Raw genomic sequence first — 24,211 nt, 5'->3', positions numbered from 1 at the left:
GAAGCTGAAAATGAAAAAGATACGGCTTCCCTTTAAAGGAGGCTTGCTGGCAGGGGGCTTACTGTTTGGTCTGATCGTGCTGCTTGGGTTATTAGCTCCATGGGTCGCTCCTCATGATCCTCTCCAAGTGGACCTTTTGAACCGCCTGGCACCACCTAGTCGGAAATACCCTTTCGGTACGGATCATCTGGGTCGGGATGTGCTGTCACGGCTCATTTACGGGATTCGGACGAGCGTGCTAATCGCATGTGCAATTACTGTAGCTACGTTGTGCTTCAGTCTGCCTATAGGGTTGCTTATTGGTTATGTGCGCGGACGCGTGGACCAGCTGGTCATGCGGGGAATCGACGGCGTACTGGCTTTTCCTGATATTATTTTAACAGTGGCAATTGTCGGTATTTTGGGTCCGGGTTTTGTTAACATGACCCTTGCCATTATTGCGGTACGGTGGGCGGGCTATGTCCGATATATCCGTAGTCTGGTTCAAAAAGCTTGTCAGGAGGACTACGTTCGGTATGCCCGTTTATCCGGCAATTCACACGTACGTATACTGAGTCGTTATGTATTGCCACAAGCGTTGCCGCAGTTGTTGGTTTATGCGGTATGGGATATCGGACGCGTGGTGCTGATGATCGCTGGGCTGTCCTTTCTTGGACTGGGGGTACAGCCGCCTAAGCCAGAGTGGGGCGTGATGCTGCATGATGCCACCTCATATTTTCAGGTGGCTCCGCATGTCATGATTTTCCCAGGCTTGGCGATTATGCTATTCGTACTTGCCTGCCAGCTTTTGGGTGACCGCTTTTCGGAAAAGGAGGCGGCCAAATAGTGGAGGATCAAACAGCCCTTGGGGGCAAGGATACGATAGAACAAGTGGCAGGTCGAAAACCGTTGTTACACGTGGAACATTTGGAAATCTGCCGCACAGGCGTAGGAGCAAGCAGAAGTGGGAGCAAACCACTGCTGCGTGATGTGAGCTTTTCCATATATTCAGGGGAGATTGTGGTCCTGACTGGACCGAGCGGATGCGGCAAGAGCCTGACCGCTCACGCAATCGCAGGCATGCTGGAGCCAGGTATCGGTGTTACGCATGGGCGTATCTACTATAACGGGGAAGACATTCTCCCGTTCCAGGAACGGCGCTGGCAAAGGCTGCGCCGAGAGGATATTGCCCTGCTCATTCAACAATCGCTGAGCGGGTTAAACCCGATCCGGACTGTCCGCGCCCAGCTGATGGATACGCTTAGACTGCACGGGCGGCGTTGGATGCCGCAAGACCAGATGGAGCTGGGGCACGCTGATGCTACCCCATCCCACACTGCATCACAGCAAGTCCATCCACTGAGCGTGCTGTCACGGATGCGGCAGGTGCTGAGCCGTGCCTCTGAAATAGCCAGAGGAGGCGCTACTCCAGTGCGGGAGGCCTATTTGCGCTCTCTGCTCTGCAAGGTAGGGTTTGCAGATCCTGAGCATATTTTGTCGTCATATCCTTTTGAACTAAGTGGAGGCATGTGTCAAAGGGTGCTACTGGCTGCCATGCTAAGCTCCGGTCCGAGCCTCTTTATTGCCGACGAGCCTACTACGGCGCTGGATGTGATCAACCGCGACAAGGTCTTGGCATTGCTGCGACAGTTGAGAGAAGACTTTGATCTCACCATATTGTTGATCTCACATGATCGCCAAGGTATGAGTCGCATAGCAGATCGAGTGTTGGAGATGAGCCTGGAAGGAAGGATGCACCAGTGATGCTGGAATTGAAGAATGTGACCAAAACATACCCTGTCCGCAAACGGAGAAAAGGTTGGTTCAGCACGCAAGATAGCGAACAGGCCGTGAAGAAGGTGAGTCTGGAGCTACGACAAGGAGAATGTCTTGGACTGGTTGGAGAAAGTGGAAGTGGCAAAAGCACGCTGGCACAATGTATTCTGGGGCTGGAGTCGTTGACCTCAGGAGAGATTTGGCTGGATGAACAGCCCATTCACACCGGAAAGATGAAGGATGTTCAGCTGTACAAGCGAATCCAGTTGGTTGCACAGGATTCGTCCTCCTCGCTGCATCCCCGTATGACCATTCGAGATATTTTAATGGAGCCAATCCACAACTATTTCCCTGAGCGAAAGCCGCAGGCGCTGGATATTTGTCTGTCTCTATTGGAATCGGTAGGATTAGAGGCTGACAGTCTGGAAAAATACCCAGCTCAGCTGAGTGGCGGGCAAAAGCAGCGGGTATGTATTGCCCGAGCTTTGGCGGTGGAGCCAAATATTATCTTGTTCGATGAATCGATCGCCAATCTGGATACGACAACGCAGTCTTCTGTACTGGACATGCTCAAGAGAATGCAGGTGGAACGTCAGTTGTCCTACCTATTTATCACTCACGATCTCCCATCTACTCGTCAGTTTTGTGACCGGGTTGCCGTCATGGTTCAGGGGGAGATTGTGGAAATATTTAGGGAATGGGATGAAGACTTGTTACAGCATGAGTACACGCGTACTCTGTTTCAAACGTTGGCGAATTAAGCCATAAGTTTAGGGTTTTTCAAAATCCTCATTCTACAAATTTAAAAGAAATAAGAGGGTTGCTTGTCGAATAGTGTTGACAAAATTGAGCGTGATACCTATTCTAAATATGATTATGATAATCATTATCACATATATAGAAAAGGGGAAATACATTGATGTCCGTTCGACACCGCAAGACTGCTACCCTTATGTTGGTGGCGCTCCTCTTATTATCCGTTGTTTTGGGCTGCGCAAAGCAGGAGAACATACCTGCATCCACCTCTACTGACGGAGCTGCCAATGAAAAGTCGATCACGCTATCGTGGCCGCGTGACATTGGCACGATGAATCCTCATGTATACAATCCTTCCCAACTTTTTGCACAATCCATGGTTTATGAGCCGTTAGTCAGCTACAAGCAAGGAGGCAAGCTGGAACCTGCTTTGGCTGAATCCTGGACTATTTCCAAGGACGGTAAGACATATACGTTTAAGCTGCGCAAAGGTGTAAAATTTTCGGATGGGACACTATTTAATGCGGCCATTGTCAAAAAGAACTTTGACGCTATCATGAAAAATGAGAAAACACACAGCTGGCTTGGTATAGTAGGCGTTCTCGACAAAACTGAAGCTGTAGATGACAGCACTTTCCGAATGACGCTCAAAGAGCCATACTACCCAGTGCTTCAGGATTTGTCTGTCGTTCGTCCGTTCCGTTTTCTGGGTGAAGCTGGGTTCCCGGATGATGGAGATACGTCCAAAGGAATCAAGAAACCTGTAGGTACAGGACCTTGGATGCTGGATGAATACAAGCAAGATGAGTATGCAACCTTTAAGCGTAATCCGAACTATTGGGGTACTGCACCGAAGGTGGATAAAATTACGGTCAAAATCATTCCCGATGGCGAAACCCGTGTGATGGCCTTTGAAAAAGGCGACCTGGATCTGATTTATGGAGAGGGTGTCATTAGTCTGGATGCCTTCAAACAGCTTCGCGACACGAATCAGTATGTTACCACGCTGTCCGAGCCTGTCGGAACAAGAAGTCTGTTGCTCAACTCGTCCAATCCCAAGCTGGCAGACCTTCGGGTACGTCTGGCCCTCCAGCATGGCTTTAACAAGCAGGCAATGGTGGAAGGTGTGACTTCAGGGCTGGAGGAAAAAGCGGATACGGTTTTATCCAAAAACTATCCGTATACGAATGTAAACCTACAGCCTGTTGGCTATGATGTGGAAAAATCCAAAGCGTTGCTGGATGAGGCTGGCTGGAAGCTGCCCGCAGGCGGTACAGTACGGGAAAAAGACGGACAACAGCTGGATTTTGAGCTGATTTTTGATAAAACCGATCCAATCCAAAAGGCGATGGCTGAAACCATTCAGGCCGAATGGGGAGAACTGGGTGTCAAAGTGAACCTGACCGGACTGGAGCTGACGGTTCAAATTAAGCGCCTTAGATCCAACCAGTTTGATCTGTACTTCTGGTATAACTATGGTGCGCCTTATGATCCGCATTCCTTTATTAACGTCATTGCCAAGAAGAGCTTCGGAATTTCCGAGACGCTGAGCGCCCTTCCCATGAAGAAAGATCTGGATCAGCAAGTACACGAGGCGCTCTCATCGACAGATGAAACCAAGCGCCAAGAGCTGTATGCTTCGATTCTGAAGACGCTTCAGGAGCAATCTGCCATTGTGCCTATTTCGTATATTAAGAAAACGGCAGTGTATCAGAAAAAGATTACGAACTTTGTATTCCCGGCCAATCGGGATGAAAATCCGTTTGGTGGGCTTGAAATCGGGAAGTAGTTAAAACTGAAGGGTAACGTTCGTTTACAGGATAGGAGGACAACTTATGATCAGCTATATCGGGAAGCGAATGGTAGCGGTCATTCCTATTGTTCTCTTTGCCACCCTCGTTACCTTTGCACTGATTCATATTTCACCAGTTGATCCGGCCGAGGCCTATTTGAGTGCTGCTCATATTTATCCTACTCCAGAGATTCTGGAGCAGAAAAGACATGAGTTCGGGCTGGATCAGCCTTTGCTGACGCAGTATATGCATACACTTCAAAGAATCAGTCAATTGGACTTTGGTACTTCGTATCTGACCAACAAGCCGGTATGGGATGAGGTCAAAGTTCGGCTGCCCGCCACTTTTGAATTGGCTGTGAGCAGTATGGTGCTATCTATTCTAGTGAGTATCCCGTTGGGCGTGCTAGCAGCGATGCGTAAAAATGGCTGGATCGACATGCTTAGTCGAGGGATTTCATATTTTGGGGCGTCTATTCCCCAGTTCTGGCTGGGATATTTGTTAATCTTCTTTTTCTCTGTTCGATTGGATTGGCTCCCTGTAGAGGGGCGAGGAACGTGGCAGCATCTGGTGCTGCCCACGTTAACCCTGTCGCTGGTTCTGATTGCTTTATATACGCGCCTGCTGCGTTCCAGTGTGTTGGAGCAGCTTCAGGAAACGTATGTGCAGTATGCGAGAACTAGAGGAATCCGTGAGTGGGTGATCATGCTCAAGCATGTACTGAAAATTGCCATTGCTCCACTGATTACAAGTATGGGTATGAACCTGGGCAAACTTTTGACCGGAACGATTATTGTGGAGCAGGTGTTTTCATGGCCCGGGTTTGGCCGTTATTTTGTGGAGGCGATTTTTAACCGGGATATTCCCGTCATACAATGCTATGTGTTTTTGGCGGCATGCCTGTTCATCGTATGCAATTTGCTCGTTGATCTGGTGCATTTGTATATGGACCCCCGTATTTCATCGAAGGGACGAGCAGAGCAGTGATGATAAGATTGCGTACAATGTTCAAAGGTCAAAAGGTAATCGTGGTCTGCTCTGTCGTACTGGCTGCTCTTTTTATTATTATGGCGCTAGCTCCTTGGCTGGCTCCCCATGATCCGGTTAAAGTCAGTTTACTGCACAAGCTGGAGGGACCTTCCAAAGAGTACTGGTTGGGAACCGATCATTTGGGTCGGTGCAATTTATCCCGGTTGCTGTATGGCGCACGGATTTCGCTAGGCTTTGCAACCTTAATTTTCCTGTCCTCGCTTAGCATCGGCGTTGTGGTCGGGTCGCTTGCGGGTTATGTGGGCGGCTGGGTCGATAGTGTGCTGATGCGGTTTTGTGAAGGTATTATGGCGTTTCCGAATTTGGTGCTTGTGCTGGGCATTGTCGGTATTTTTGGACCGGGCCTCATGCAGGTGCTGCTTGCATTAATGATGGTGCAGTGGGTGTATTATGCCAGAATGTGCCGCAATATGGTCGTCAGTCTGAAAGAACGGAATTTTATAGCTGCCGCAAGGATCAGCGGGTCCTCCTCAGGAGCCATTATCCGGCGGCATATTATTCCGAATGTGCTGCGGCCGATTGTGGTCATTGGTACGCTGGAAATGGGCTGGGCGATCATGGATATTTCTGCGTTGTCTTTCCTCGGTTTGGGCATCCAACCGCCGACCCCCGAATGGGGAGCGATGATTCATGAGGGAACGGGATACATCCGCAGCCATCCGGAATTAATGATCTATCCGGGGGTTATGATTCTGGTGGTGGTGATGGCCTTCAATATATTGGGGGAGGCGCTGTCCGACCGATACGGAATTGCCAAACGTCAGTAAAACAGGAGTGTGTTACAACGATGGACGACAGGGCGAAGGTGCTGGAGGTCAGCGGCTTACAGGTGAAGCTCAGAACCGATGCAGGGACGGTGTCTCTGCTGGAGCCAACTCATTTTGAGCTGAAAAGGGGACAAGTTCTGGGTCTTGTTGGCGAGAGTGGAAGCGGCAAAACCGTGACTTGTAAAGCGTTGCTCCAATTGCTGGATCGCCAGACGATGGACATAGAAGGAAGTGTCCGTCTGAACGGGCGTGAGCTGAACGGAATGGCGGCCGAGGAGATGCGCCGTATTCGAGGCAAGGAAATCGCGTTTATTATGCAAAATCCGATGAGTGCCTTTACGCCAGTGTATACGATCGGAGCTCAGTTTATGGAAACGGTCCGTACGCACACTGGATTAACCAAACGACAGGCCCGTGATCTTGCCATAACGGCTCTGGAAAATATGAATTTGCCCGATCCAGCCAAGCTGATGAAGCGTTACTCGTTTCAGTTGAGCGGCGGGATGCTGCAACGGGTCATGATTGCCATTTCGATGTGCCTGCGGCCAGCAGTGGTTATTGCGGATGAACCAACGACGGCGCTTGATGTGGTCAATCAGCTACAGGTGCTAAGAGAGCTGGATCGCTTGCGTACGGAATACAATACGTCCATTTTGCTGATCTCGCATGATCTGGGCGTCATTTCCCAATTGGCGGATGAAGTGGCTGTCATGCAGCAGGGTCGTATTGTTGAGCAGGCTGAGGTCCATCAGTTGTTCGATCACCCGCAGGATGAATATACGAAAATGCTGCTGCATGTCAGACCCAAGTTGTCCATTCGGGGCATGAATCAGGTAGGTGGTTAGTCGCCTGTTCGACGGTCACACTTTCAAAAGGGGAGCGAATGCGTATGCTACAAGTGAAGAAAGTAACTCATAGCTATGGAAGGCGCAAATGGCTGGGCCGTTCTGAACCACGCCCCCCTGTGTTGGCTAACGTTTCACTTACTATAGAGAGTGGGTTTTGCCTAGGCTTACTTGGAACCAGTGGAGCTGGTAAAAGCACGCTGGGCAAGGTTATTCTGGGGCTGGAGAAGCCGCAGGAGGGTCAGGTGCTGTTCCAGGGACAGGACATTTATAATGCGAGCCCCCAAGTCCGCAGGGGAATGCGACGGGATATGCAGGTCGTATTTCAGGACTGCTACTCTGCTGTAAACCCCCGAATGACCGCCGGGCAGATTATTGGGGAGCCATTGGACAATTACGAACGGTTATCGGTGCAGGAACAAAAAAGAACGGTCGAAAGCCTACTGGAACGGGTCGGCCTCAAGCCAGAGGATCGGATTAAATATCCGCATCAATTCAGCGGCGGACAATTGCAGCGGATCAACATCGCACGGGCGATTGCGCTCAAACCAAAGCTGATCGTGCTGGATGAGTCCGTCAGCAGTCTGGATATGGTTCACCAGATGCACATTTTATCCCTGCTGGGAGAACTGAAATCTTCGTTTGGATTGTCATATCTGTTCATCACGCATGATATTCGGGCAGCTTATGCTGTCTGCGATGGCATTGCTGTGATGGAGCAGGGGAGATTGATCGAGCGCTGTGATGAGAAGGATCAGATTTTTGAATCTGCTCATCCGGCTGTACGACGGTTGATCTCGTCCATTTTGCCGGAACATCCAGCAGAGCGTTTTCCGCTTCATGGATAACAGTGGACCCGCAAGGGTCCTTTTTTTGTGCAACATATATCTTGTTCATTGAAAGTCGTTATGGGATTTTTGCAAAATCCTCAGATAAATAATTGAAATGAAATTTACTTGTTGTATTATTTGAATAACCCGTTATAATAAAAAATCATAGTAAATTACTTGGATATTAAAAAAGGGGATGTCATATATGAAGAAATCTGCTTTGGTAGCAGCGATTGGCCTATCTCTTGTGTTATTAACGGGTGCTTTGAGTGGATGTTCCTCGAAGGATGCGGCATCGGGGGATAAAGTCATCTATGTCGGCACACAAAATGACTACCCGCCGTTTGCTTTTACGAATGATAAAAACGAGCTGACCGGATACGATGTGGAAGTAGTCAAGGAGATCGACAAGAAGCTGGACGGCTATAAGATTGAATTTGTACCCTCGGGCTGGGATGCGATATTCCTTGCACTGGATTCGAATAAAGTTCAGATGATCGCAGATGAAGTTGCCAAAAATCCTGAACGTGAGAAAAAGTATTTGTTCTCGGATGAGTCCTATTTCTCGGCTCAGTCGGTTATTATTGTGAAAAAGGGTAGAACGGATATTCATTCCCTCAAGGATTTGGAAGGCAAGAAGGTAGCAGCCTCGGTAGGTGATTCCTACACACAGTTGCTGGAACAGTATAATGCGAAGAACGGGAATAAAATTATTTTGAAATATAATGATACAGGTACTTCGTCCGATAACCTTCAAGACGTGCAAAATGGCCGAGTGGACGCTTATGTGAATGATCCGGTTATGGCGGCGGCAACGATCAAGAAGGAAGGTTTGCAGGTGGAAGCTGTGGGCGAGCCGGTGCAAAGCGATAACATCAACCTGGTGTTCAAAAAGGATAAGCAGGGCGAAGAGCTGAAAGCTAAAATCGACCCGATCATTAAAGAGCTGAAAACGGACGGAACACTGAAAAAATTGTCTGAACAATGGACAGGCGGGGAATTTATTCCTCAGTAATAACAATGTAAAGGGTAAAGTGGGGTTCCTATGGAAAAGCTGTTTGATCTTGATTATATGCTGAAAAGCCTTCCCCAGATCGTCGAGTATCTCCCCGTGACCTTATGGATTGCGTTTGTGTCCATGCTGCTGGGTGGGATCATCGGGTTAGCTACGGCCTTAATCCGGATATACAAGGTGCCTGTCTTGGCACCGTTATCTACGTTGTATGTCTCGTACATTCGGGGAACACCGCTCATTGTGCAGCTGTTTCTCGTATATTACGGAATACCCAAGTTTTTGTATTATTTCCAGAGCGAATATGGATTCTTACAGCAGTTCAATGTCTATGTCATTCCGCCCGAGCTGTTTGCGTTGCTCTCATTTTCATTGAACCTCGGGGGATACCTGTCGGAGACATTTCGGGCGGCGATTCATTCGGTCGATCGGGGACAATTTGAGGCTGCTAATTCCATCGGCATGAGCCAAACACAAATTATGCTCAAAATTGTACTGCCGCAGGCGTTGACGGTGGCTTTGCCCAATTTGGGAAACACGCTGATCAGTACGGTGAAGGATACGTCTTTTATTTTTATGATTGGTGTCGTCGATATGATGGGACAGGCTAAAATTATGGGCGCGCGGGCGTTGGCTTTTTTTGAGGTATATGTTGCGGTGTCTCTGATTTACTGGTTGGTGTGTATTATTATTGAGCGCGGGCTTGTCGTGCTGGAGAAGCGTATTCGAATTTACGAAAGAAGTGAGTAAGGGTATGATTCAACTTCATCAAATTCATAAGCATTTTGGGCAGCATCACGTATTGAAGGGCATAGACCTGACGGTGGGCAAAGGAGAAGTCGTAGTGATCCTAGGCCCAAGCGGATCGGGGAAGTCCACGCTGCTGCGCAGCATTAATTTTTTGGAGCAGCCGACCAGTGGTGTCATTGAAATTGAGGGTGTAAAGGTAGACGCGGCCAAGGCGGGAAAAAAGGACATTCTCGGACTACGGATGGCAACGGCCATGGTATTTCAGCAATATCAGTTGTTTAAAAATTTGAATGCACTCCACAATGTGATGATTGGTCTGACCAGTGTGAAAAAGCTGGATCGTAAGCAGGCGAGAGAGATCAGTGAAGGCATTTTGGAAAAGGTCGGGTTAAAGGATCGTATGACCTATTATCCTGCCCAGCTTTCGGGTGGACAGCAGCAGCGAGTTGCGATTGCCCGTGCATTAGCATTGAATCCACAGGTGTTGTTATTCGATGAACCGACTTCCTCACTTGATCCTGAACTGGTGGATGAAGTACTGTCCGTCATTCAAAAGGTGGCGAGTGAAGGCAATACGATGATTATTGTCACGCATGAGCTTGGTTTTGCGAGAGATGTAGCGGATCGGGTTGTGCTGATGGAGCATGGCGTGATTGTGGAGCAGGGACCCGTGGAGCAGTTTTTCACCAATCCGAAGGAAGAACGGACACGGCAGTTTCTGGGCAAAGCGTTGGTACAGAGAGCGCCACAGGAGCAGCCTGTATTCCCATAAGAAGTACATGGATGGCTTATAGGTATGTGCAGCGCTGTAGACTTATTGTACCTATGTAAAAAGCACGTTAGACAAGTCGCAGGAGGAGGGAAAGCCCGCGCTTGTTTGTCGTGCTTTTTTGGCCCCTCATATCTCCAATTCTTTTCCATTGCAAAGTAGCTTATCACACTTATTCATGATAAATTCTAAGAACAATACAGTGAAGATGTAATCGGGAAGGAACATTGGATATGAAAAAGGTTTTGTTCATTAATACCGGAGGGACCATTTCTTCCTCCTATCAGGAAAACGGCCTGACACCGACCCAATCGGCTGAAAATATTTTGGCGGAAATTCCGGAGCTGAAGGAGATTTGCGAGATTGATGCCCATAATCTGATGAGCATTGATAGCACAAATACACAACCTGAGGATTGGGCTTCCATCGCCCGGATGGTACATCGTTCGCTCGATCAATACGACGGTATTGTCATTGCACACGGCACGGACACGATGGCTTATACAGCATCAGCCTTGAGCTTCATGTTGGGAACTGTAGACAAACCCGTCGTCGTGACAGGTTCGCAGGTTTCTATTTTGGCGGAGCACAGCGATTCCAAAAAGAATGTAATCGACTCATTCCTGACCGCATGTGGCGAGGTGGCCGGGGTTTTTGTCGTGTTTAACGGCAAAATTATCAACGGTAGCCGCAGTTCAAAAATCAGAACACGCAGCTATAATGCTTTTGAGAGTATTAACTATCCGTATATCGGACTCGTGGAGAACGGTAAGGTGATCTATACGGAGGGCGTATTTGCAAATCGCGGTACCGCTCGTCACCCATACAACGACGGGTATGCTTCGGAGGTATTTCTGCTCAGGCTGATTCCGGGTACGAATCCGGCGATCTTCGATGCCATTCAGGGCTTGGGCTATAAAGGTATCGTCATTGAGGGCTTTGGTATGGGCGGCGTTCCTTTTAAAGAAAGAAGCCTGATCAGCAAAATAGAGGAGCTGATGAAGGACGGTATGAGTATTGTCGTGACTACTCAATGTCCTTATGAGGGCGGGGATTTGACGATTTACGAAGTGGGGCAAAAGGTACTGGAGAAGGGTGTTATTCCGGGGTATGACATGACAACGGAAGCGCTAGTGACGAAAATGATGTGGGCGTTGGGGCAGACGGACGACCCGGCAGGGGTAGCCAAGATTATGGCAACGAACTACGCGGACGAAGTTTCCCTGCCTGCGGATACAGCTTCCTTATAGGAAGCTGATTCCGTAGATGAGGATTTTGCAAAAATACCGGGTTAACGCTGGGCTTTCCCCAGTCTGCTTTTAATCTCAATAGCCACTTTCAGCGCTTGTACAGCTGACTCCAGTGGAATCAGGCTTTCCGGATGTCCACCAAAGCATTCAAGTGCATGGTCCAAACTTTTTTCGTATGGATTGGCAGATTCGAGGTTGATTTTTTGCTGTTCTGATGCGGTATACTCATATAATGCGGTAGGTATAAGATCGGTTTCGTCGCTTTCATGAAATACCAGCTTAGCCTTTTCGAAATAAGCCTCATAGGCCACTGTGAATGGGTAGCTCCCCGGCAAGTGGGATGAGGCGATGACTTCTGTGAATGTATCCCGATGCTGAAAGTAAGCCCGAACCTGTGCTTGTTCAGGATGAGTAACTTCTGTACCCCAGACTGTACAAGGATCACAGGGGCCTAATAGCCAGGTCAATAAATCCAATTCATGAATCATGAACTGAGTAGGGATGGAGCTTAGTCCAAGATCCCCCCACAGAGGAGACGTTTCTCTCTTCAAAGATAAGGAAATGAGCTTCCCGTATTTCTGTTGGCGGTATGCTTCATACAGATAGGTATAGGCGGGGTCAAACTTAATGAACTGGTTGACCAGAATCTTTTTGTCATATTGCTTCTCAGCTTGTTGCATAAGAAGAGCGTCTTCGAGATTAAAGCAAACCGGCGTTTCACAAAATACATGCTTACCGTGCTTCAGCGAATCCACCGCATATGACCTATGTAGGTGGGAAGGCAGGCATAGATCGACGATATCCACGTCTGGATCCAGCAGAATATCCTCTATATTTTGTGTGACTTCTACGTTTAGCTCCTCTTTCAGCTTTTGCAGCTTGGCTTCGTTCCTTCCAAATACCATGATTCTGTTTACCTTGGGATGGTTGTTTAACAGTGAGGCATGATACGCGCCGAATCCCGTCCCCAATATTCCAATATTCATCATCCATCACACCTCTTTACTTCTATGATACACACCTATTACTGCCAACAGGGTGTCAACAATCTTTGCATTATCTTTTCAATTCGGGTTAACCATCTATTGTGGAGGAATGATTGTGAGACTGCATCGTTTAATCGCGATTTTATTATGTATCGAATCTAGAGGGAGAATGAAAGCCAAGGAATTGGCGTTGGCACTGGAAACCTCTGTACGCTCCATCTACAGGGATATCGACCTCCTGGCTGAAGCCGGCGTTCCGATTGTTACCGCTTCCGGCCCGAAGGGCGGAATTTATTTAATGGAGGGTTATACGGCGAACCTGAAACAGTTGAATGGCGGGGATGTCATTCAGTTGTATTTAACAGGGATGGGCATTTATACAGGCGGGCCCACGGAATCGGGTTTGAAGTTAAAGAATGCTCTGCTCAAACTGGAACAGACGATGCCAGACTCGTATCAGTCCGATATTAAGAAAGCCAAAGCGCGGTTTTATTTTGATGATACGCCGTGGTGGACGGAACGTATAGCCATTCCTTGTCTTGAGTCCGTAAGAGCTGCGGTGTGGGGGTCCCATAAAATAAACATTCAATATGAAAAAGCTGACGGAATCTGTTCTTCCCGTCATGTGCATCCCTACGGACTTGTGGTGAAAAAAGGAGATTGGTACCTCATTGCCTTCTGTGAAGTTGGGCGGGAGGTTCGGACCTTTAAGTGTGAGCGAATCAAGGAGGTTCAGCCGTCTGCGGAAGTCTTTGAGGTTCCGGAGGATTTTTCGCTGGAGCATCATTGGATGAGACAAGAAACCGCGTTTAAGCAGCTTTGTGCAGAGAAAGAATACTATCCCGTTCTGATCCGAACGAATAAGAAGCAAGCGGAAATCATAGCGAAAAGGATGGAAATCATCCAGTCTGTACAGGAAGGCACTCATTTCATTCTAACGGTCAACATGTATAGTTATGAAGCGGCCTGCCGCGATGCTATGGATTGGATTGGCAGGGTTGAAGTTGTGGAGCCTGTAATACTCCGACAGTTTGTGAAGGAAGAAATTAACCGACTCCAGAGGATATATGGATAAATCATTAAAAAAACACCTGCCTAGGGCAGATGCTTTTGCTTGTTAAGTCCAGGCCCAGAGAAATCCGTCACGATCCCAGGCGATTCTGCCACCATGAAGCTTGCGAAATGCTTTTTTGATTTCTTTTTCCAGAGATACATGACCATGCTCGCTTATAAACACATACTGCTCTCCATACTCAGAGCGTACATATGCAATTGCATCTTCTTGTTTCAGGGTGCCCACTTCACGGATCTGCGCGACCATCCATTGTGCAATTTCTTGTTCTGCTGTAGGGGTGTTGTCCATTTGTCGTATCCTTTCCTGCGTACCGATTGGGTGTAGCTGCTCGGCTCACCTCCCCGTAGTATACGGCAATTCGGAGAATTATTGAATTTTTTGATATAAATTTACTGGAGCGGTTGGCTAAGCGAGCTTTCTTTTGTATAATTAAGGGAATATTCACGGGAATTTTCTTTTTTTGTATTGTAATCATGCAAGTAATCCCTGGGGGTGCCTGGTTTGAAGGAAACAACCACAATTCGCGCAGAGCTGGAACAGTACATCAGACGAGAAGGAATTACGATTAGTAAGTTTGGGGAGAACACAGGTATTAATGCAGGAACGATCAGTGCCATTATTAACGGTAATCGTCCGATTGCGATGCTGCTGTTGGATAGGATTGGTGCAGGCATGGGGCTTGAAGAAGGGAGCCTCTATGAGTTATACATTGATGAATTTATACGGAATACGGCACCGAATTGGCGACGGGTTCGTCCCTTTTTGCATCGCTGTGCAGAGCTGAACAAACTGGATTGTATTAAGCAAGTCGTGGAGTTTATGATGGACTATCTCATATACGCCCCAGCTTTGTTTGAGACAGCAGAAGAATTATTCAGCGAAGGTAAGCTCGAGGCTGCTGCAATTATTTATAAAAATGTTTCGGAAAGTGAGAAGTACCAACATTCAGAGCGTCTGGCGCTCTGCCAATACCGTTTATTTACGATTGCCGTTGGTGATGACCAGGACGAAAATTTATGGGCAGCCACACATTTCGAAAGCTTTGTGGACCGACTGGGTGAAGCAGACCAACTGGATGCCTTAAGAGACTTGGCTAATACCTATGCCTCCTTGCGGCGTTGGGATAAAGTAGAATGGTATGCTGAAAAAATGGCTCAAAAAGCCAAGGTACAATACGAGCAAAAATACGGAAATACCAGAAGACCGGAGCGTGGCAAGGAACCTAAGGGTCCTTTGTTTATGTATATTGTATATTCTTACGTGCTGCGTGCCGGGGTGTGGGATGAGCGCGGGGATTATCAGAAGGCACTGGAATTTGTATCCCTATACTCTGATTTGAGCTGGGTGCAAGAGGATACGGAAGAAGCTCGGCGTTTGAAGGCCCTTTGTAGCAACTGGGCTGAGGCCAACGGGTATTTATACCAGTTGATGTCCGGCAGTCTGGATGTGATTCCACAGTATGTAGATTATTTGGAAAAAAACGAAGGCGAAATTCTCGTGGGGTTACATAAAATTATGGTAGCGGCCAACCGTTATGATTTTAATGTAGACCATGTACTGCAACGTTTTGAAAAACAAATTGAGGCATTTGCAGATCAGCATGTTAAGGTAGGCACTTATACGGAGCAAATGTCAGCAGATCTCTATGCACGATTTTTGGCAGAGATGGCTTGTTACGATCTCAACAAACACCGTTATACCAAAGGTATGAAATTCTTGCTTGAGAGCCTTTCTTATTCCGTCGTGCTGAATGGTAATCCTGTCACCATCAAATGTGTAGGATTATTTGAAAAGTATCGGCATACTGCCACTTCTCAGGACAAAGAGGAATATAAAAACTTACTTGGAGAGGTAGAGTACATCCATGATAAAAAAGATCGTTTTTTCTCTGCTCGCATTTAATGTTTTTATCCTGTTGAATTTTCCACCCGTTACCCCTCCTATGGAAGATCCTAGCGATGTCCACAGTCATGGGTTGGGGGGATGGGCGCTTTCATCCCTTGAACCATCTACTTGAAAAGGTCTGGATTGTCGTAACCCAAAAGGTATCCTCTTGTGAAAAGAGGATACCTTTTTTTGGTCATCCGATGCGCTTGAATGGACCGCTTGGCTCAAGGCTTGGATGATGGAGGTACAGCAGGTGGAAACCAGACATGACGCAGATCCACCCAGCCCTGACTGTTAAAAGATACGCCGCGCACAGAAGGGAGATAGGCCGTCTGAACGGGTTTTTCATATAAAATATGCAGCTGGTGCTCATCCATGAGCCGAGTTTCGATATGTTCAAATTGCTGCGCCCTAACAGTGTGATCGGCCTCCCGTGCAATTTCACGCAGCAGTCTTTCGATATCCACACGGCTATGAGGCTCAACATGTCCGGATACATTCAGATACAAGTCAAACAGGCGTAATTGCTCATCACGGTCACGAAAGAGAGAAAAGATGATTAAGTCTGACTCCATACGGATAGATGAGCTTTTGAATTCATTCATAGATGCGGCCACGATGTTACAGGTATACCCACAGGATTCGAGCTGAGCCGCAACCCGGTCTGCGTCCGCTTTATACTCGGGAATGGTAGCAATTTGCAGTGCCGCCAGTGGTTCAAAAGAATCGTTAGATGAATTTACTGCTGGAGGAAGGGAGCGATGATCCAGACATGCTACAATGCGGGCACGTATTTCTGGGTTACGCAGCGGTCCATCCTTGTGTGTATTACATGTGATAAATTTGCGTACCGAAGCCGCTGAGTGAATCTGGCTCCATGCGGTATCCGTATCTCCCGCCGATACGGGATTATGGATAATGTGAAAAGAAGAAGCGGTGTCTTCCGTATCCGGCGATTCCAGCTTAGTCGCCCACGGGAGTTGGACAATTTCCACTCGGTCCAGATGAGCTCGGCCTTGAAAATAAGGTGCGAAAGCCTCCAGTGTACACAGGCTCTCGTTCATTTCCGTGACTTTGAATGCCCCTGTACCGACAGGGTGGATGCCAAAGGCGGCTTCACCCACCTGATTAAGCTCACGCGGCACAATCGCAGCCCGGCTGGTACACAGGAAGGATAGAAATAGCTCGTTTGGCTCCTTTAGTACGAAACGTACCATCGTCGGACTTAACGCCTGGACGTGCTGAATTTGCCGGACGATAAAATGGTAAAGTCTCCTTCCCGGGGCCCGACTCAGTCGCTCAAAGGTATAGACGACGTCTTCAGCGGTGAGTATTTTTCCGTTATGAAACAGCACTTCTTTACGCAGGAAAAAAGTCCACTGTGTACGAGTGGTGTCCACCTCCCAAGCGTGCGCCAATCCCGGCAAAATCTCGCCGCTTTCGTTCGCCCGACGGGCCAGGCCATCAAAGACGTGGCTGGATACGAAGGACTCGGCAAGCCAGTTCAAGTACAACGGGTCCAGCGTATAAAGTTGCTGGCGAATAGGCAGACGCAGCGTGTCGATCTGCTGCTGATCACTGCGCACCTCCGCGTGGTGCCCAAAATAATTTAGCAGCCAGCCTTGCAAATGCTCTTGCATGGTGGAGGAGCGCGAATGAACTCGGATCTCATCCAGCGCGCGTTTGATATCATGGCGGTCTATGGCTTGCATCATGGATTGCACGGCAATGTCTTCCGGCTGAATAAGGAAGCGCAGACTGGAGCGGCGGCCTCTGCCTCGGCGGGGAGTCCATTGTATCCAGTCATGCTGCTCCATTTTCTGAATGATCATCAAGGCGTTGCGGTGAGTACAGTCAAAAATAGCTGCTAGCTCATCCAGCGTCGTCTCTATAGTATGGTTTTCGTCCTTGTCGTCAGCTGCGTGTGAGTGAAGTCGTAAAAATTGGGCATGGAGTTTCATTCAAGGTTGCTCCGTTTCCCCTATATTTGATTAAAAGCGTAGCCACTTTTATAAAATAGGAAATTTTGTTTGAATTAATTTCTCTTTATCTTCTTATTTTATCATCTACAATAAGGGTTATAAAGCATATTTGCGGAGGTATTTATCATGCATGACAAGATGAATGGAACGTCTTTGCCGAAAACGTCGTTTCTGTCTGCCTTTGCTGGCGCAATTGTGTTGGCGCTGGTTCATCAATATCTGTTCTTCGGACATGGGCTGGGCGTGTCTATGCCCATTTTTGTTATTGGGTTTTACGCCTATATGTATGCCTTTAATCGAGATCGTTTCCAGCTCAAATCATGGATAGGGCGTTTGCTGTTTGTGATCATTTTCATGCTGGCATTGACATACGTGCTGTTCAATAATCCGATCCTATATGTGTTAAATGCGCTGGCGATACCTGCTCTGATTAGCGTACATATGGTGCTGCTGTTCGGGGAGAAAAGGCATGGCTGGTCAGAACCCGGTATTATCGGTCAGGCGCTAAGCCATTGGTTTTATCAAAATTTTCGCCATATCGTGACTCCGTTTCGAATGTTTAAGACGGCAGCCTTTCGGAATGTAAAGGATGAGCGTAAGCGTGTATTGGGTAAAGTGATAATCGGTCTACTTATTGCCTTGCCGTTGCTACTCATTATTATATCTCTGCTGGCTTCGGCAGACGGGATGTTCGAAAAGTTGTTATCTGGCATACCCGAATGGATTGGCACATTGACCTTTGGGAGTGGTTTGCCACGGCTGATCTGGATCTGCTTTTTCACCTTCTGTTTCTTCTGTTACTTGTGGGGATTTGTACAGCCTGCTCCGCGTAATACGCAGAGAGAAACTCAGTCATCAACAGTACCTTACCACGAGCCGGTGGCGATCAAGTTTGATCCTGTCATTACCGCTACGGTGCTGATTGTCATGAATTTGGTGTATGTTGTGTTCGTCGTGTTGCAGTTCGGATATTTGTTTGGTGCATGGGAAGGTGCTCTGCCCGAAGGAACCTCGTATGCCGAATATGCGAGAAGAGGATTCGGGGAGCTGGTTATGGTAACAGGTATCAACTTTGTGCTGATGATCAGTGTATTGAAGTGGACTGAATTTGGCTCAGGTATAGTGCAAAAAATGAACAGCGGCCTGCTGTACATACTCGTGGGTTGTTCGGGTGTGATGCTGTATTCGGGATATACCCGGCTGGTTATGTACGAAGAAGCATACGGCTATACGTACACCCGCTATTTGGTACACGCGTTTATGATTTTTCTGGGCTTGCTACTGCTTATTGCAGCAATGCGCATTCATTTCCGTCAACTGCCGTTGGCGAAATATTATATTGTACTCGCTCTGGTCGCCTATGTCGTCGTGAACTATGTGGGCATTGATATACGGATTGCTGAAAATAATCTCGAACGGTATCGCACGACATCGGTGATAGATAAGGAATATTTGAGTGAGCTATCGGCGGACGCGATTCCGCTGCTGATTGACTTTAGCCGTAAGGAACATGGAGCGCTGGATGAGTTTTTACAAGCCCGCTTGACGAGCATGACGAGAGAAGAATCGGCTTGGTCTGAATTCAATTGGGCAAAGTATCGAGCGCAACGAGAATTGCACAACTATATTTTGGAATGAGAGGTGTTTGGGAATGATCGGAACAGATACAGTGGAGGGTATGGTATTGGAGCTACAGGATGAGATGTCACAGTATCAGCATCAATTTGGTGTAAGACGAAACCATTTTCTTGCGGAGGCGATGTCCTACGGAATGAGTGAGGAGGAAGCTCGGTCTTATGCTATCCAGAGTATCGGTCCGGTCGTTCCCGTCGCCTATATGCCTACGTTGGCCCCGGGTAAAACCCGACCGCTCAGTCCGATGCTGGCAGCGCGGTACCGATATGCGGGGGATTGGAAGGACATCGACGAGCACCTGCTCCTGCCGGATGAGGTGCTGCGGATCGCAGGTACAGAGCAGTTTCGCAGATGGATCAGCGATATGCGGAATTACTGGGTGGAATCGGCTCCATACCGATTCGGGGATGATCGTCTTTCGCTGCTGTCGGTTGCAAGCGAGGAAGAGGGTCACTTTTCCATGCTCGTCTGGAAGGAACCCGGTGAAGAGCCTGAAGTATGGACGTATGCTTTGCAGCATGAATACCGATTTAGTCATCTGCTCCATTGGTTCAAGTGGCTGAACGGGCGGAGTGAAGAATGAGAGGTACAGATGATGAAAAAGAATCGTAATTGGATCGTGCTATTTATCGGCATCGCTCTGATGGTGGGGGCAGCAGACTATTTAACACAAGCTAAGACTACGACTACTCCCGAGCTTATCGTTCCAACCGTAATCAGTGAAGAAAGCCTTCAGCTAAGTGATGATTAACGAGAAAGGCGTTTTATTTTCTCAACCTAATGGATCAGAAGGCCGTGCCATCACTGTAGATGGAATTTAAATAGAAAAATAAAAATAAGTTAATTTTCCTTGCGTATTACGTTGTTAAAGTAAGCCGGAAATCACCCTAATAGTTGAGAGGGAATGGAGGCCAACATCAATTGAATGTGGAGCCATTCAGATGTTCAAGCGACTCCGTTCATTTCCTCTACAACTTATATTCAGGGGGAATTTCAATGGCTAGAAGTGCAAGTACTTACGCATCTGTAATTGACGGTTTTAAGGTAGAAACGAACAAGAAGTATTCGCCAGTAGGTGGAACGAAATGTAATATTTTCGCTCAAGACGTGATGTCTGCGATGTCGGCTGACTTACCAAGTGGCTTAGCCAATCAAATGGCTGATGCTTTACTGAATAAAAAAGCGCCGGGCTGGTACTCTGTAACCTTTCAGGATGCTCAAAAAAGAGCCAATCTCGGGTATCCTACGATCGGGATTAAAAAAGAGGATGGACATGGTCATGTAGTCGTTGTCAGACCGAAGGGTTCATCGATTACGATTTTGAAAGAAGTACAGGTTGCTCAGGCGGGGACCAAAAATTATAACAGTAATACCATTAACTATTCGTGGGTGGCAGCAGATCTGCCTGGAGTGAAATTCTACACACACGACTAATTATATTCGATATATTGGAAATTTAATGACTCCGGAAGCAGATCCACTCGATCTGTTTCCGGGGTCGTCTTTTTTATTTTAAAACGGAATGTTTAGATACAATGAAAGCTTTGCCTGGCTTGATAAAAGCAACAGCATAGCCATTAGAGAAGGAGGAGGATTCCGCTCTGTACTCAAGTTTAGTCAGCAGTTGCCCTTGACGATTGATGTAACCGAATTTGCCGTCTGAGACGGATGATTGTGTTTGTTTACCGACTAAAGCAAAGCCTTCTTTGAACGGAGAGGTAACATCATATTTATGTTGATATTTAATGACCAGCGTTCCGTTTTTATCAATAAATCCGACTTCGTTTTTTACATTTTTCACACTCGCCAGGCCTTCACTAAAGTTCTGAGCATCCGTAAATTTAAAGGGAATCACGACTTTCCCCTGTTTATTGATGAATCCCCATTTCCCCTTGGTATTTTGCACCGGGGCCAATCCCTCCGAGAAGTCTCCGCCAGATTTATATTGAAGAGGAATGACTTCTTTCCCTGCTGTATTGATATACCCGTAGAGCTCTTTGCTATTTTGAACAATAGCCAAGCCATCCGAGAAACCACGACTGTATTTGTATTTATAAGGAATCGCTAGTTGACCAGAGGCATTCACAAAACCGATCTTGCCAGTGATGGGGGCGTAGGCAAGAGCCAGACCGTCCGTAAATATATATTCTGAATCCACATTTTCTTTAAAATGAGAAAGGATTTTTCCCGTTCGATCTATAATTGCATTTTCTTTGGTGTCTGCTATGGTCACCTTGGCTTTTCCTTCCGAAAAGAAATTGGCTTCGGTATATTGGCAAGGGATGACTAGTGTCCCTCTGGTGTTCATGTATCCATAGAGATTCGTTTTTGTATTTTTGACTACGGCTCGCTGCTCATGAAAGTCACCAATGGGTTTAAGCTCGGCGGGAAGTGAGAAAGCTTTTGCTCCTTTGGTATTGTAATACACAAGGTTTCCAGCAGATGTTTCAGCGGCCAATAAGCCATCATGAAAAGCACCATCGCTCAGCGGGCGAGCAATGTTGTAATCCAGAGCAGTTTTAGAAACTTCAATGGTTGTTGTGCTGGATGCGGCCCAGCCTGTTCCAATAACAGAGAGGCTAGTAGCCAGAATCAATGCAGCTAATCCTAACTTTTTTAACATGCATAAGCTCCTTTGTGAGTTGATTTTTATCTTTGGGCTTCGGAAAATCTTACCCTCATACGTAAGGTCTTCCATAATATAGACGATAAAAATGTAGGAATGTTTCTTGATATTCTAAATTTTTCTAATTTTCAGCTATTACTGAGAGATTAAAGATAAGAGATCACGTTCACTTTCAAGAAAAAAAGTGAAGAAGTCGTGTCATTTTAAAAAAAGTCTATACATATATCCTAAATGTATAGACAAATAGAAAGACTGGATTTATAATTACGCTGTAAACGTTTTCTAGTACTTAACATCCAATAATACCTTGAAGGGAAGGAATAATCATGAAAAAAATTTTACTGGCGTGCAGCTCAGGTATGTCTACAAGTTTGCTGGTTACCAAGATGCAGGAATATGCTAAGTCCATTGGAGACGAGGCTGAAATTTGGGCAGTAGGTCAAGATCAGGCGGCAGAAGACATGGCTAAGGCTGACGCGGTATTGATTGGACCACAAATGAGTTTTCTGAAAGGACAACTGGAAAAGGAAGCAGCTCCATATGGTATTCACGTAGAAGTGATCGACATGATGGCCTACGGAATGGTTGACGGTAAGAAAGCCTATGAACAGGCCGTGAAGCTGGTGGAACGCAAAAATGGATAAAGTCAATATAGCTGAACTGACGGAAGAACAGATTAGTTTCCAACTTATTCTTCATAGTGGAAGCGCTCGCAGTAAAGTAATTCAGGCGCTGACCGAATACCGAAATGAGAATGTAGAAGGTGCGGACGAACTGCTCAAACAAGCCAAGCAGGATTTACGTGCTGCACATGATATCCATTTTCAAATGGTTAAGAAGGAAGCGGGAGGTACCCAAACTCCCTTCTCGCTCCTTCTGATGCATGCCGAGGATCATCTGATGTCCACGGTTACCATGAAAGACCTGGTTCTAGAATTGCTGGAGCTGTTCAAATCCAGAAATTTATAGCGAAACATATAAGTATGTGAAATTTAGGACATAAAAAGCTTGCAACCCTATTGATGCAAGTCACTTCGCGGGGAGGAATAGGCTTTGTTTGAGAAATTAAGCCGGATACTGATACCTATTGCCGGTAAACTGAACAACAACCGCTATCTTACTGTACTACGTGATGCATTTATGTTGTCATTTCCATTAACAGTTTTTGGCTCCATCATCGTCGTTATTATCAATCTGCCGTTTCTAAAAGGGTGGATGGGCGACGGCAATTATACAACTTTTAACAGTCTGCTGAACATTGCGCCGAGTGCCACACTGAACATCATGACCTTATTCGTGGTTGTCGGGATCGGCTATTATTTATCCCGAAGTTATAAGGTCGAGCCCATATTCGGCGGCATGATCGCGTTGGTCAGCTTCTTGATGCTCACCCCGTTTGTGCTGACACAAGAAAGCGGTGCCACGATTGCTGGTGTCATTCCGTTGGATCGGATTGGGGCCAAAGGCATGTTCCTTGGCATGATCGTTGCTTTTATAGCTGGTGAAATTTACCGAAGAGTGACACAGCGGAACATTATTATCAAAATGCCTCCAGGCGTTCCGCCGGCAGTTGCCAAGTCATTTGCCGCTTTGCTTCCGGCATGTATTACATTGGGCATATTTTTGATCATTAATGTTGTAGTTACACTGACCCTTCATAATAACCTGCATGATCTGATTTATCATGCCGTACAGGCACCGCTGGTACATTTGGGCAGTGGCATTATCCCTACATTGATTGCTATTTTCTTTGTTCAGCTTTTATGGTTCTTTGGTCTTCATGGTCAAATCATTATCAACTCGGTTATGGAGCCGATCTGGAATACGCTGGCACTTGAAAACTATGAAGCATACTCCAAAGGAGCGGAACTGCCGCATATTATCACCAAGCAGTTTGTGGATATTTATACCGTAGGTATCGGTGGTACAGGTATGACACTGGCAGTCGTGCTCACGATTCTGATCTTCCTGAAGAGCAAGCAATTGAAGCAGGTCAGTAAGTTGGCCATTGGACCAGGTCTGTTCAATGTCAATGAACCCGTCATTTTCGGTTTGCCGATTGTGATGAATCCGCTTATTTTTGTCCCATGGGTCATTGCTCCAATGATCGTTACGCTGATTACTTACTTCGCGATGTCCACCGGGCTTGTACCACCGCCTAACGGAATACAGGTGCCTTGGACGATGCCGTTGTTCTTTAGTGGAATGATGGCTACGGGATCTCTAATGGGAGGCGTACTGCAGTTGTTTAATATGGCTGTCGTTTTTGTCATTTGGTTCCCATTCCTGAAATTTATTGATCGGATGAACGTTCGTAAAGAGCAGGAAGAGGAGCTTAACCAAGCAGCCATTGCAGGTAAGGATCAAACTGTTGGAATGTAATGTGAATAAGCTGCTGGATTAGCAGCTTATTCATGCAAAAGAGAGAGGAGTAGAGCTGTGA

General features: G+C 47.0%; 25 protein-coding genes. 21 read left to right on the top strand and 4 right to left on the bottom strand.

Going from position 1 to position 24,211, the window contains the following annotated elements; translation table 11 throughout:
* Nucleotides 1-10: 10 nt before the first annotated feature.
* From ACYCS5_RS13890 to ACYCS5_RS13835, 12 genes are all read left to right on the top strand, one after another.
* Entirely contained in the window at nucleotides 11-826 is an 816-nt protein-coding gene (locus ACYCS5_RS13890) for an ABC transporter permease (protein WP_165145647.1), read from the top strand.
* Nucleotides 826-1,743: an ATP-binding cassette domain-containing protein gene (locus ACYCS5_RS13885; RefSeq protein ID WP_165145650.1), complete on the top strand. Its 918-nt coding sequence runs from the start codon at nucleotides 826-828 to the stop codon at nucleotides 1,741-1,743. Before ACYCS5_RS13890 ends, ACYCS5_RS13885 begins: the two co-directional genes overlap by 1 nt.
* A complete protein-coding gene (locus tag ACYCS5_RS13880; protein WP_165145653.1) occupies nucleotides 1,740-2,516 on the top strand; it encodes an ABC transporter ATP-binding protein in 777 nt (258 codons plus the stop codon). The genes ACYCS5_RS13885 and ACYCS5_RS13880 overlap by 4 nt, the downstream gene beginning before the upstream one ends.
* 158 nt (nucleotides 2,517-2,674) lie before the next feature.
* Complete coding sequence (gene nikA / locus ACYCS5_RS13875; protein WP_459761223.1) at nucleotides 2,675-4,300, top strand: nickel ABC transporter substrate-binding protein; 1,626 nt, start codon at nucleotides 2,675-2,677, stop codon at nucleotides 4,298-4,300.
* Between the two features lie 46 nt (nucleotides 4,301-4,346).
* Nucleotides 4,347-5,291 (top strand): nickel ABC transporter permease subunit NikB, encoded by a 945-nt coding sequence (nikB, locus tag ACYCS5_RS13870; RefSeq protein ID WP_165145659.1) that lies wholly within the window; start codon nucleotides 4,347-4,349, stop codon nucleotides 5,289-5,291.
* Nucleotides 5,291-6,121, top strand: a complete 831-nt coding sequence (gene nikC, locus ACYCS5_RS13865; protein WP_080658671.1) for a nickel ABC transporter permease subunit NikC — start codon at nucleotides 5,291-5,293, stop codon at nucleotides 6,119-6,121. Before nikB ends, nikC begins: the two co-directional genes overlap by 1 nt.
* 20 nt (nucleotides 6,122-6,141) lie before the next feature.
* On the top strand, nucleotides 6,142-6,966 hold the full coding sequence (locus ACYCS5_RS13860; protein WP_165145662.1) for an ABC transporter ATP-binding protein: 825 nt from the start codon (nucleotides 6,142-6,144) through the stop codon (nucleotides 6,964-6,966).
* Nucleotides 6,967-7,004: 38 nt separating this feature from the next.
* On the top strand, nucleotides 7,005-7,814 hold the full coding sequence (gene nikE, locus ACYCS5_RS13855; protein ID WP_039271913.1) for a nickel import ATP-binding protein NikE: 810 nt from the start codon (nucleotides 7,005-7,007) through the stop codon (nucleotides 7,812-7,814).
* A gap of 187 nt (nucleotides 7,815-8,001) precedes the next feature.
* Nucleotides 8,002-8,811, top strand: a complete 810-nt coding sequence (locus ACYCS5_RS13850; RefSeq protein ID WP_165145665.1) for a transporter substrate-binding domain-containing protein — start codon at nucleotides 8,002-8,004, stop codon at nucleotides 8,809-8,811.
* A 30-nt stretch (nucleotides 8,812-8,841) separates the two neighbouring features.
* On the top strand, nucleotides 8,842-9,558 hold the full coding sequence (locus tag ACYCS5_RS13845; RefSeq protein ID WP_013312615.1) for an amino acid ABC transporter permease: 717 nt from the start codon (nucleotides 8,842-8,844) through the stop codon (nucleotides 9,556-9,558).
* A 4-nt stretch (nucleotides 9,559-9,562) separates the two neighbouring features.
* The gene (locus tag ACYCS5_RS13840) at nucleotides 9,563-10,330 is read left to right on the top strand and encodes an amino acid ABC transporter ATP-binding protein (protein ID WP_165145668.1); all 768 of its coding nucleotides are present in this window, start codon (nucleotides 9,563-9,565) and stop codon (nucleotides 10,328-10,330) included.
* 230 nt (nucleotides 10,331-10,560) lie between these two features.
* Nucleotides 10,561-11,577 (top strand): asparaginase, encoded by a 1,017-nt coding sequence (locus tag ACYCS5_RS13835; RefSeq protein WP_165145671.1) that lies wholly within the window; start codon nucleotides 10,561-10,563, stop codon nucleotides 11,575-11,577.
* Between the two features lie 41 nt (nucleotides 11,578-11,618).
* On the opposite strand, the gene ACYCS5_RS13830 is transcribed toward ACYCS5_RS13835, so the two are convergent.
* Complete coding sequence (locus tag ACYCS5_RS13830; protein ID WP_165145674.1) at nucleotides 11,619-12,566, bottom strand: Gfo/Idh/MocA family protein; 948 nt, start codon at nucleotides 12,564-12,566, stop codon at nucleotides 11,619-11,621.
* Nucleotides 12,567-12,678: 112 nt separating this feature from the next.
* On the opposite strand from ACYCS5_RS13830, the gene ACYCS5_RS13825 reads away from it, so the two are divergent.
* Nucleotides 12,679-13,638 (top strand): helix-turn-helix transcriptional regulator, encoded by a 960-nt coding sequence (locus tag ACYCS5_RS13825; RefSeq protein ID WP_029518794.1) that lies wholly within the window; start codon nucleotides 12,679-12,681, stop codon nucleotides 13,636-13,638.
* Nucleotides 13,639-13,680: 42 nt separating this feature from the next.
* Here the strand turns inward: ACYCS5_RS13825 and ACYCS5_RS13820 are convergent, their stop codons facing one another.
* Nucleotides 13,681-13,926, bottom strand: coding sequence for a DUF6953 family protein (locus ACYCS5_RS13820; RefSeq protein ID WP_069012262.1), 246 nt, complete (start codon nucleotides 13,924-13,926; stop codon nucleotides 13,681-13,683).
* Nucleotides 13,927-14,139: 213 nt separating this feature from the next.
* Here ACYCS5_RS13820 and ACYCS5_RS13815 point away from each other — a divergent pair, with 213 nt between their 5' ends.
* Nucleotides 14,140-15,540, top strand: a complete 1,401-nt coding sequence (locus ACYCS5_RS13815) for a transcriptional regulator (RefSeq protein WP_069012261.1) — start codon at nucleotides 14,140-14,142, stop codon at nucleotides 15,538-15,540.
* A 209-nt stretch (nucleotides 15,541-15,749) separates the two neighbouring features.
* Here ACYCS5_RS13815 and ACYCS5_RS13810 read toward each other — a convergent pair whose 3' ends face one another.
* Nucleotides 15,750-17,486: an ABC transporter substrate-binding protein gene (locus tag ACYCS5_RS13810; RefSeq protein ID WP_069012260.1), complete on the bottom strand. Its 1,737-nt coding sequence runs from the start codon at nucleotides 17,484-17,486 to the stop codon at nucleotides 15,750-15,752.
* Between the two features lie 147 nt (nucleotides 17,487-17,633).
* On the opposite strand from ACYCS5_RS13810, the gene ACYCS5_RS13805 reads away from it, so the two are divergent.
* From ACYCS5_RS13805 to ACYCS5_RS13790, 4 genes are all read left to right on the top strand, one after another.
* Complete coding sequence (locus ACYCS5_RS13805; RefSeq protein ID WP_029518789.1) at nucleotides 17,634-19,145, top strand: DUF4153 domain-containing protein; 1,512 nt, start codon at nucleotides 17,634-17,636, stop codon at nucleotides 19,143-19,145.
* A 13-nt stretch (nucleotides 19,146-19,158) separates the two neighbouring features.
* On the top strand, nucleotides 19,159-19,725 hold the full coding sequence (locus ACYCS5_RS13800) for a hypothetical protein (RefSeq protein ID WP_459761222.1): 567 nt from the start codon (nucleotides 19,159-19,161) through the stop codon (nucleotides 19,723-19,725).
* Nucleotides 19,726-19,737: 12 nt separating this feature from the next.
* Complete coding sequence (locus ACYCS5_RS13795) at nucleotides 19,738-19,893, top strand: hypothetical protein (RefSeq protein ID WP_307350890.1); 156 nt, start codon at nucleotides 19,738-19,740, stop codon at nucleotides 19,891-19,893.
* A gap of 245 nt (nucleotides 19,894-20,138) precedes the next feature.
* Nucleotides 20,139-20,576: a hypothetical protein gene (locus ACYCS5_RS13790; protein WP_013312605.1), complete on the top strand. Its 438-nt coding sequence runs from the start codon at nucleotides 20,139-20,141 to the stop codon at nucleotides 20,574-20,576.
* A 73-nt stretch (nucleotides 20,577-20,649) separates the two neighbouring features.
* On the opposite strand, the gene ACYCS5_RS13785 is transcribed toward ACYCS5_RS13790, so the two are convergent.
* Nucleotides 20,650-21,765, bottom strand: a complete 1,116-nt coding sequence (locus tag ACYCS5_RS13785) for a WG repeat-containing protein (RefSeq protein ID WP_459761221.1) — start codon at nucleotides 21,763-21,765, stop codon at nucleotides 20,650-20,652.
* A 329-nt stretch (nucleotides 21,766-22,094) separates the two neighbouring features.
* On the opposite strand from ACYCS5_RS13785, the gene ACYCS5_RS13780 reads away from it, so the two are divergent.
* The 3 genes from ACYCS5_RS13780 to celB all read left to right on the top strand — a co-directional run bounded on the left by ACYCS5_RS13780 (nucleotide 22,095) and on the right by celB (nucleotide 24,150).
* Complete coding sequence (locus ACYCS5_RS13780; RefSeq protein WP_029518773.1) at nucleotides 22,095-22,412, top strand: PTS sugar transporter subunit IIB; 318 nt, start codon at nucleotides 22,095-22,097, stop codon at nucleotides 22,410-22,412.
* Nucleotides 22,405-22,737: a PTS lactose/cellobiose transporter subunit IIA gene (locus tag ACYCS5_RS13775; RefSeq protein ID WP_013312602.1), complete on the top strand. Its 333-nt coding sequence runs from the start codon at nucleotides 22,405-22,407 to the stop codon at nucleotides 22,735-22,737. The genes ACYCS5_RS13780 and ACYCS5_RS13775 overlap by 8 nt, the downstream gene beginning before the upstream one ends.
* A gap of 84 nt (nucleotides 22,738-22,821) precedes the next feature.
* Complete coding sequence (celB, locus tag ACYCS5_RS13770; protein ID WP_340886811.1) at nucleotides 22,822-24,150, top strand: PTS cellobiose transporter subunit IIC; 1,329 nt, start codon at nucleotides 22,822-22,824, stop codon at nucleotides 24,148-24,150.
* Nucleotides 24,151-24,211: the final 61 nt, after the last annotated feature.

The organism is Paenibacillus sp. SEL3, from assembly GCF_054602585.1.
The sequence above is the reverse complement of the archived record's forward strand: the minus strand, read 5'-3'. Positions and strand labels throughout refer to the sequence as shown.

Excerpts from the sequence above, each read along its gene's own strand:
- ACYCS5_RS13835 (WP_165145671.1), top strand. The coding sequence starts at position 10,561 with ATGAAAAAGGTTTTGTTCATTAATACCGGAGGGACCATTTCTTCCTCC.
- ACYCS5_RS13820 (WP_069012262.1), bottom strand. The coding sequence starts at position 13,926 with ATGGACAACACCCCTACAGCAGAACAAGAAATTGCACAATGGATGGTC.
- ACYCS5_RS13790 (WP_013312605.1), top strand. The coding sequence starts at position 20,139 with ATGGCTAGAAGTGCAAGTACTTACGCATCTGTAATTGACGGTTTTAAG.
- ACYCS5_RS13785 (WP_459761221.1), bottom strand. The coding sequence starts at position 21,765 with ATGTTAAAAAAGTTAGGATTAGCTGCATTGATTCTGGCTACTAGCCTC.
- ACYCS5_RS13845 (WP_013312615.1), top strand. The coding sequence starts at position 8,842 with ATGGAAAAGCTGTTTGATCTTGATTATATGCTGAAAAGCCTTCCCCAG.
- nikA (WP_459761223.1), top strand. The coding sequence starts at position 2,675 with ATGTCCGTTCGACACCGCAAGACTGCTACCCTTATGTTGGTGGCGCTC.
- nikC (WP_080658671.1), top strand. The coding sequence starts at position 5,291 with ATGATAAGATTGCGTACAATGTTCAAAGGTCAAAAGGTAATCGTGGTC.
- ACYCS5_RS13805 (WP_029518789.1), top strand. The coding sequence starts at position 17,634 with ATGCATGACAAGATGAATGGAACGTCTTTGCCGAAAACGTCGTTTCTG.
- nikB (WP_165145659.1), top strand. The coding sequence starts at position 4,347 with ATGATCAGCTATATCGGGAAGCGAATGGTAGCGGTCATTCCTATTGTT.
- ACYCS5_RS13780 (WP_029518773.1), top strand. The coding sequence starts at position 22,095 with ATGAAAAAAATTTTACTGGCGTGCAGCTCAGGTATGTCTACAAGTTTG.
- ACYCS5_RS13850 (WP_165145665.1), top strand. The coding sequence starts at position 8,002 with ATGAAGAAATCTGCTTTGGTAGCAGCGATTGGCCTATCTCTTGTGTTA.
- ACYCS5_RS13860 (WP_165145662.1), top strand. The coding sequence starts at position 6,142 with ATGGACGACAGGGCGAAGGTGCTGGAGGTCAGCGGCTTACAGGTGAAG.
- ACYCS5_RS13800 (WP_459761222.1), top strand. The coding sequence starts at position 19,159 with ATGATCGGAACAGATACAGTGGAGGGTATGGTATTGGAGCTACAGGAT.
- ACYCS5_RS13840 (WP_165145668.1), top strand. The coding sequence starts at position 9,563 with ATGATTCAACTTCATCAAATTCATAAGCATTTTGGGCAGCATCACGTA.
- nikE (WP_039271913.1), top strand. The coding sequence starts at position 7,005 with ATGCGTATGCTACAAGTGAAGAAAGTAACTCATAGCTATGGAAGGCGC.
- ACYCS5_RS13830 (WP_165145674.1), bottom strand. The coding sequence starts at position 12,566 with ATGATGAATATTGGAATATTGGGGACGGGATTCGGCGCGTATCATGCC.
- ACYCS5_RS13890 (WP_165145647.1), top strand. The coding sequence starts at position 11 with ATGAAAAAGATACGGCTTCCCTTTAAAGGAGGCTTGCTGGCAGGGGGC.
- ACYCS5_RS13795 (WP_307350890.1), top strand. The coding sequence starts at position 19,738 with ATGAAAAAGAATCGTAATTGGATCGTGCTATTTATCGGCATCGCTCTG.
- ACYCS5_RS13775 (WP_013312602.1), top strand. The coding sequence starts at position 22,405 with ATGGATAAAGTCAATATAGCTGAACTGACGGAAGAACAGATTAGTTTC.
- ACYCS5_RS13810 (WP_069012260.1), bottom strand. The coding sequence starts at position 17,486 with ATGAAACTCCATGCCCAATTTTTACGACTTCACTCACACGCAGCTGAC.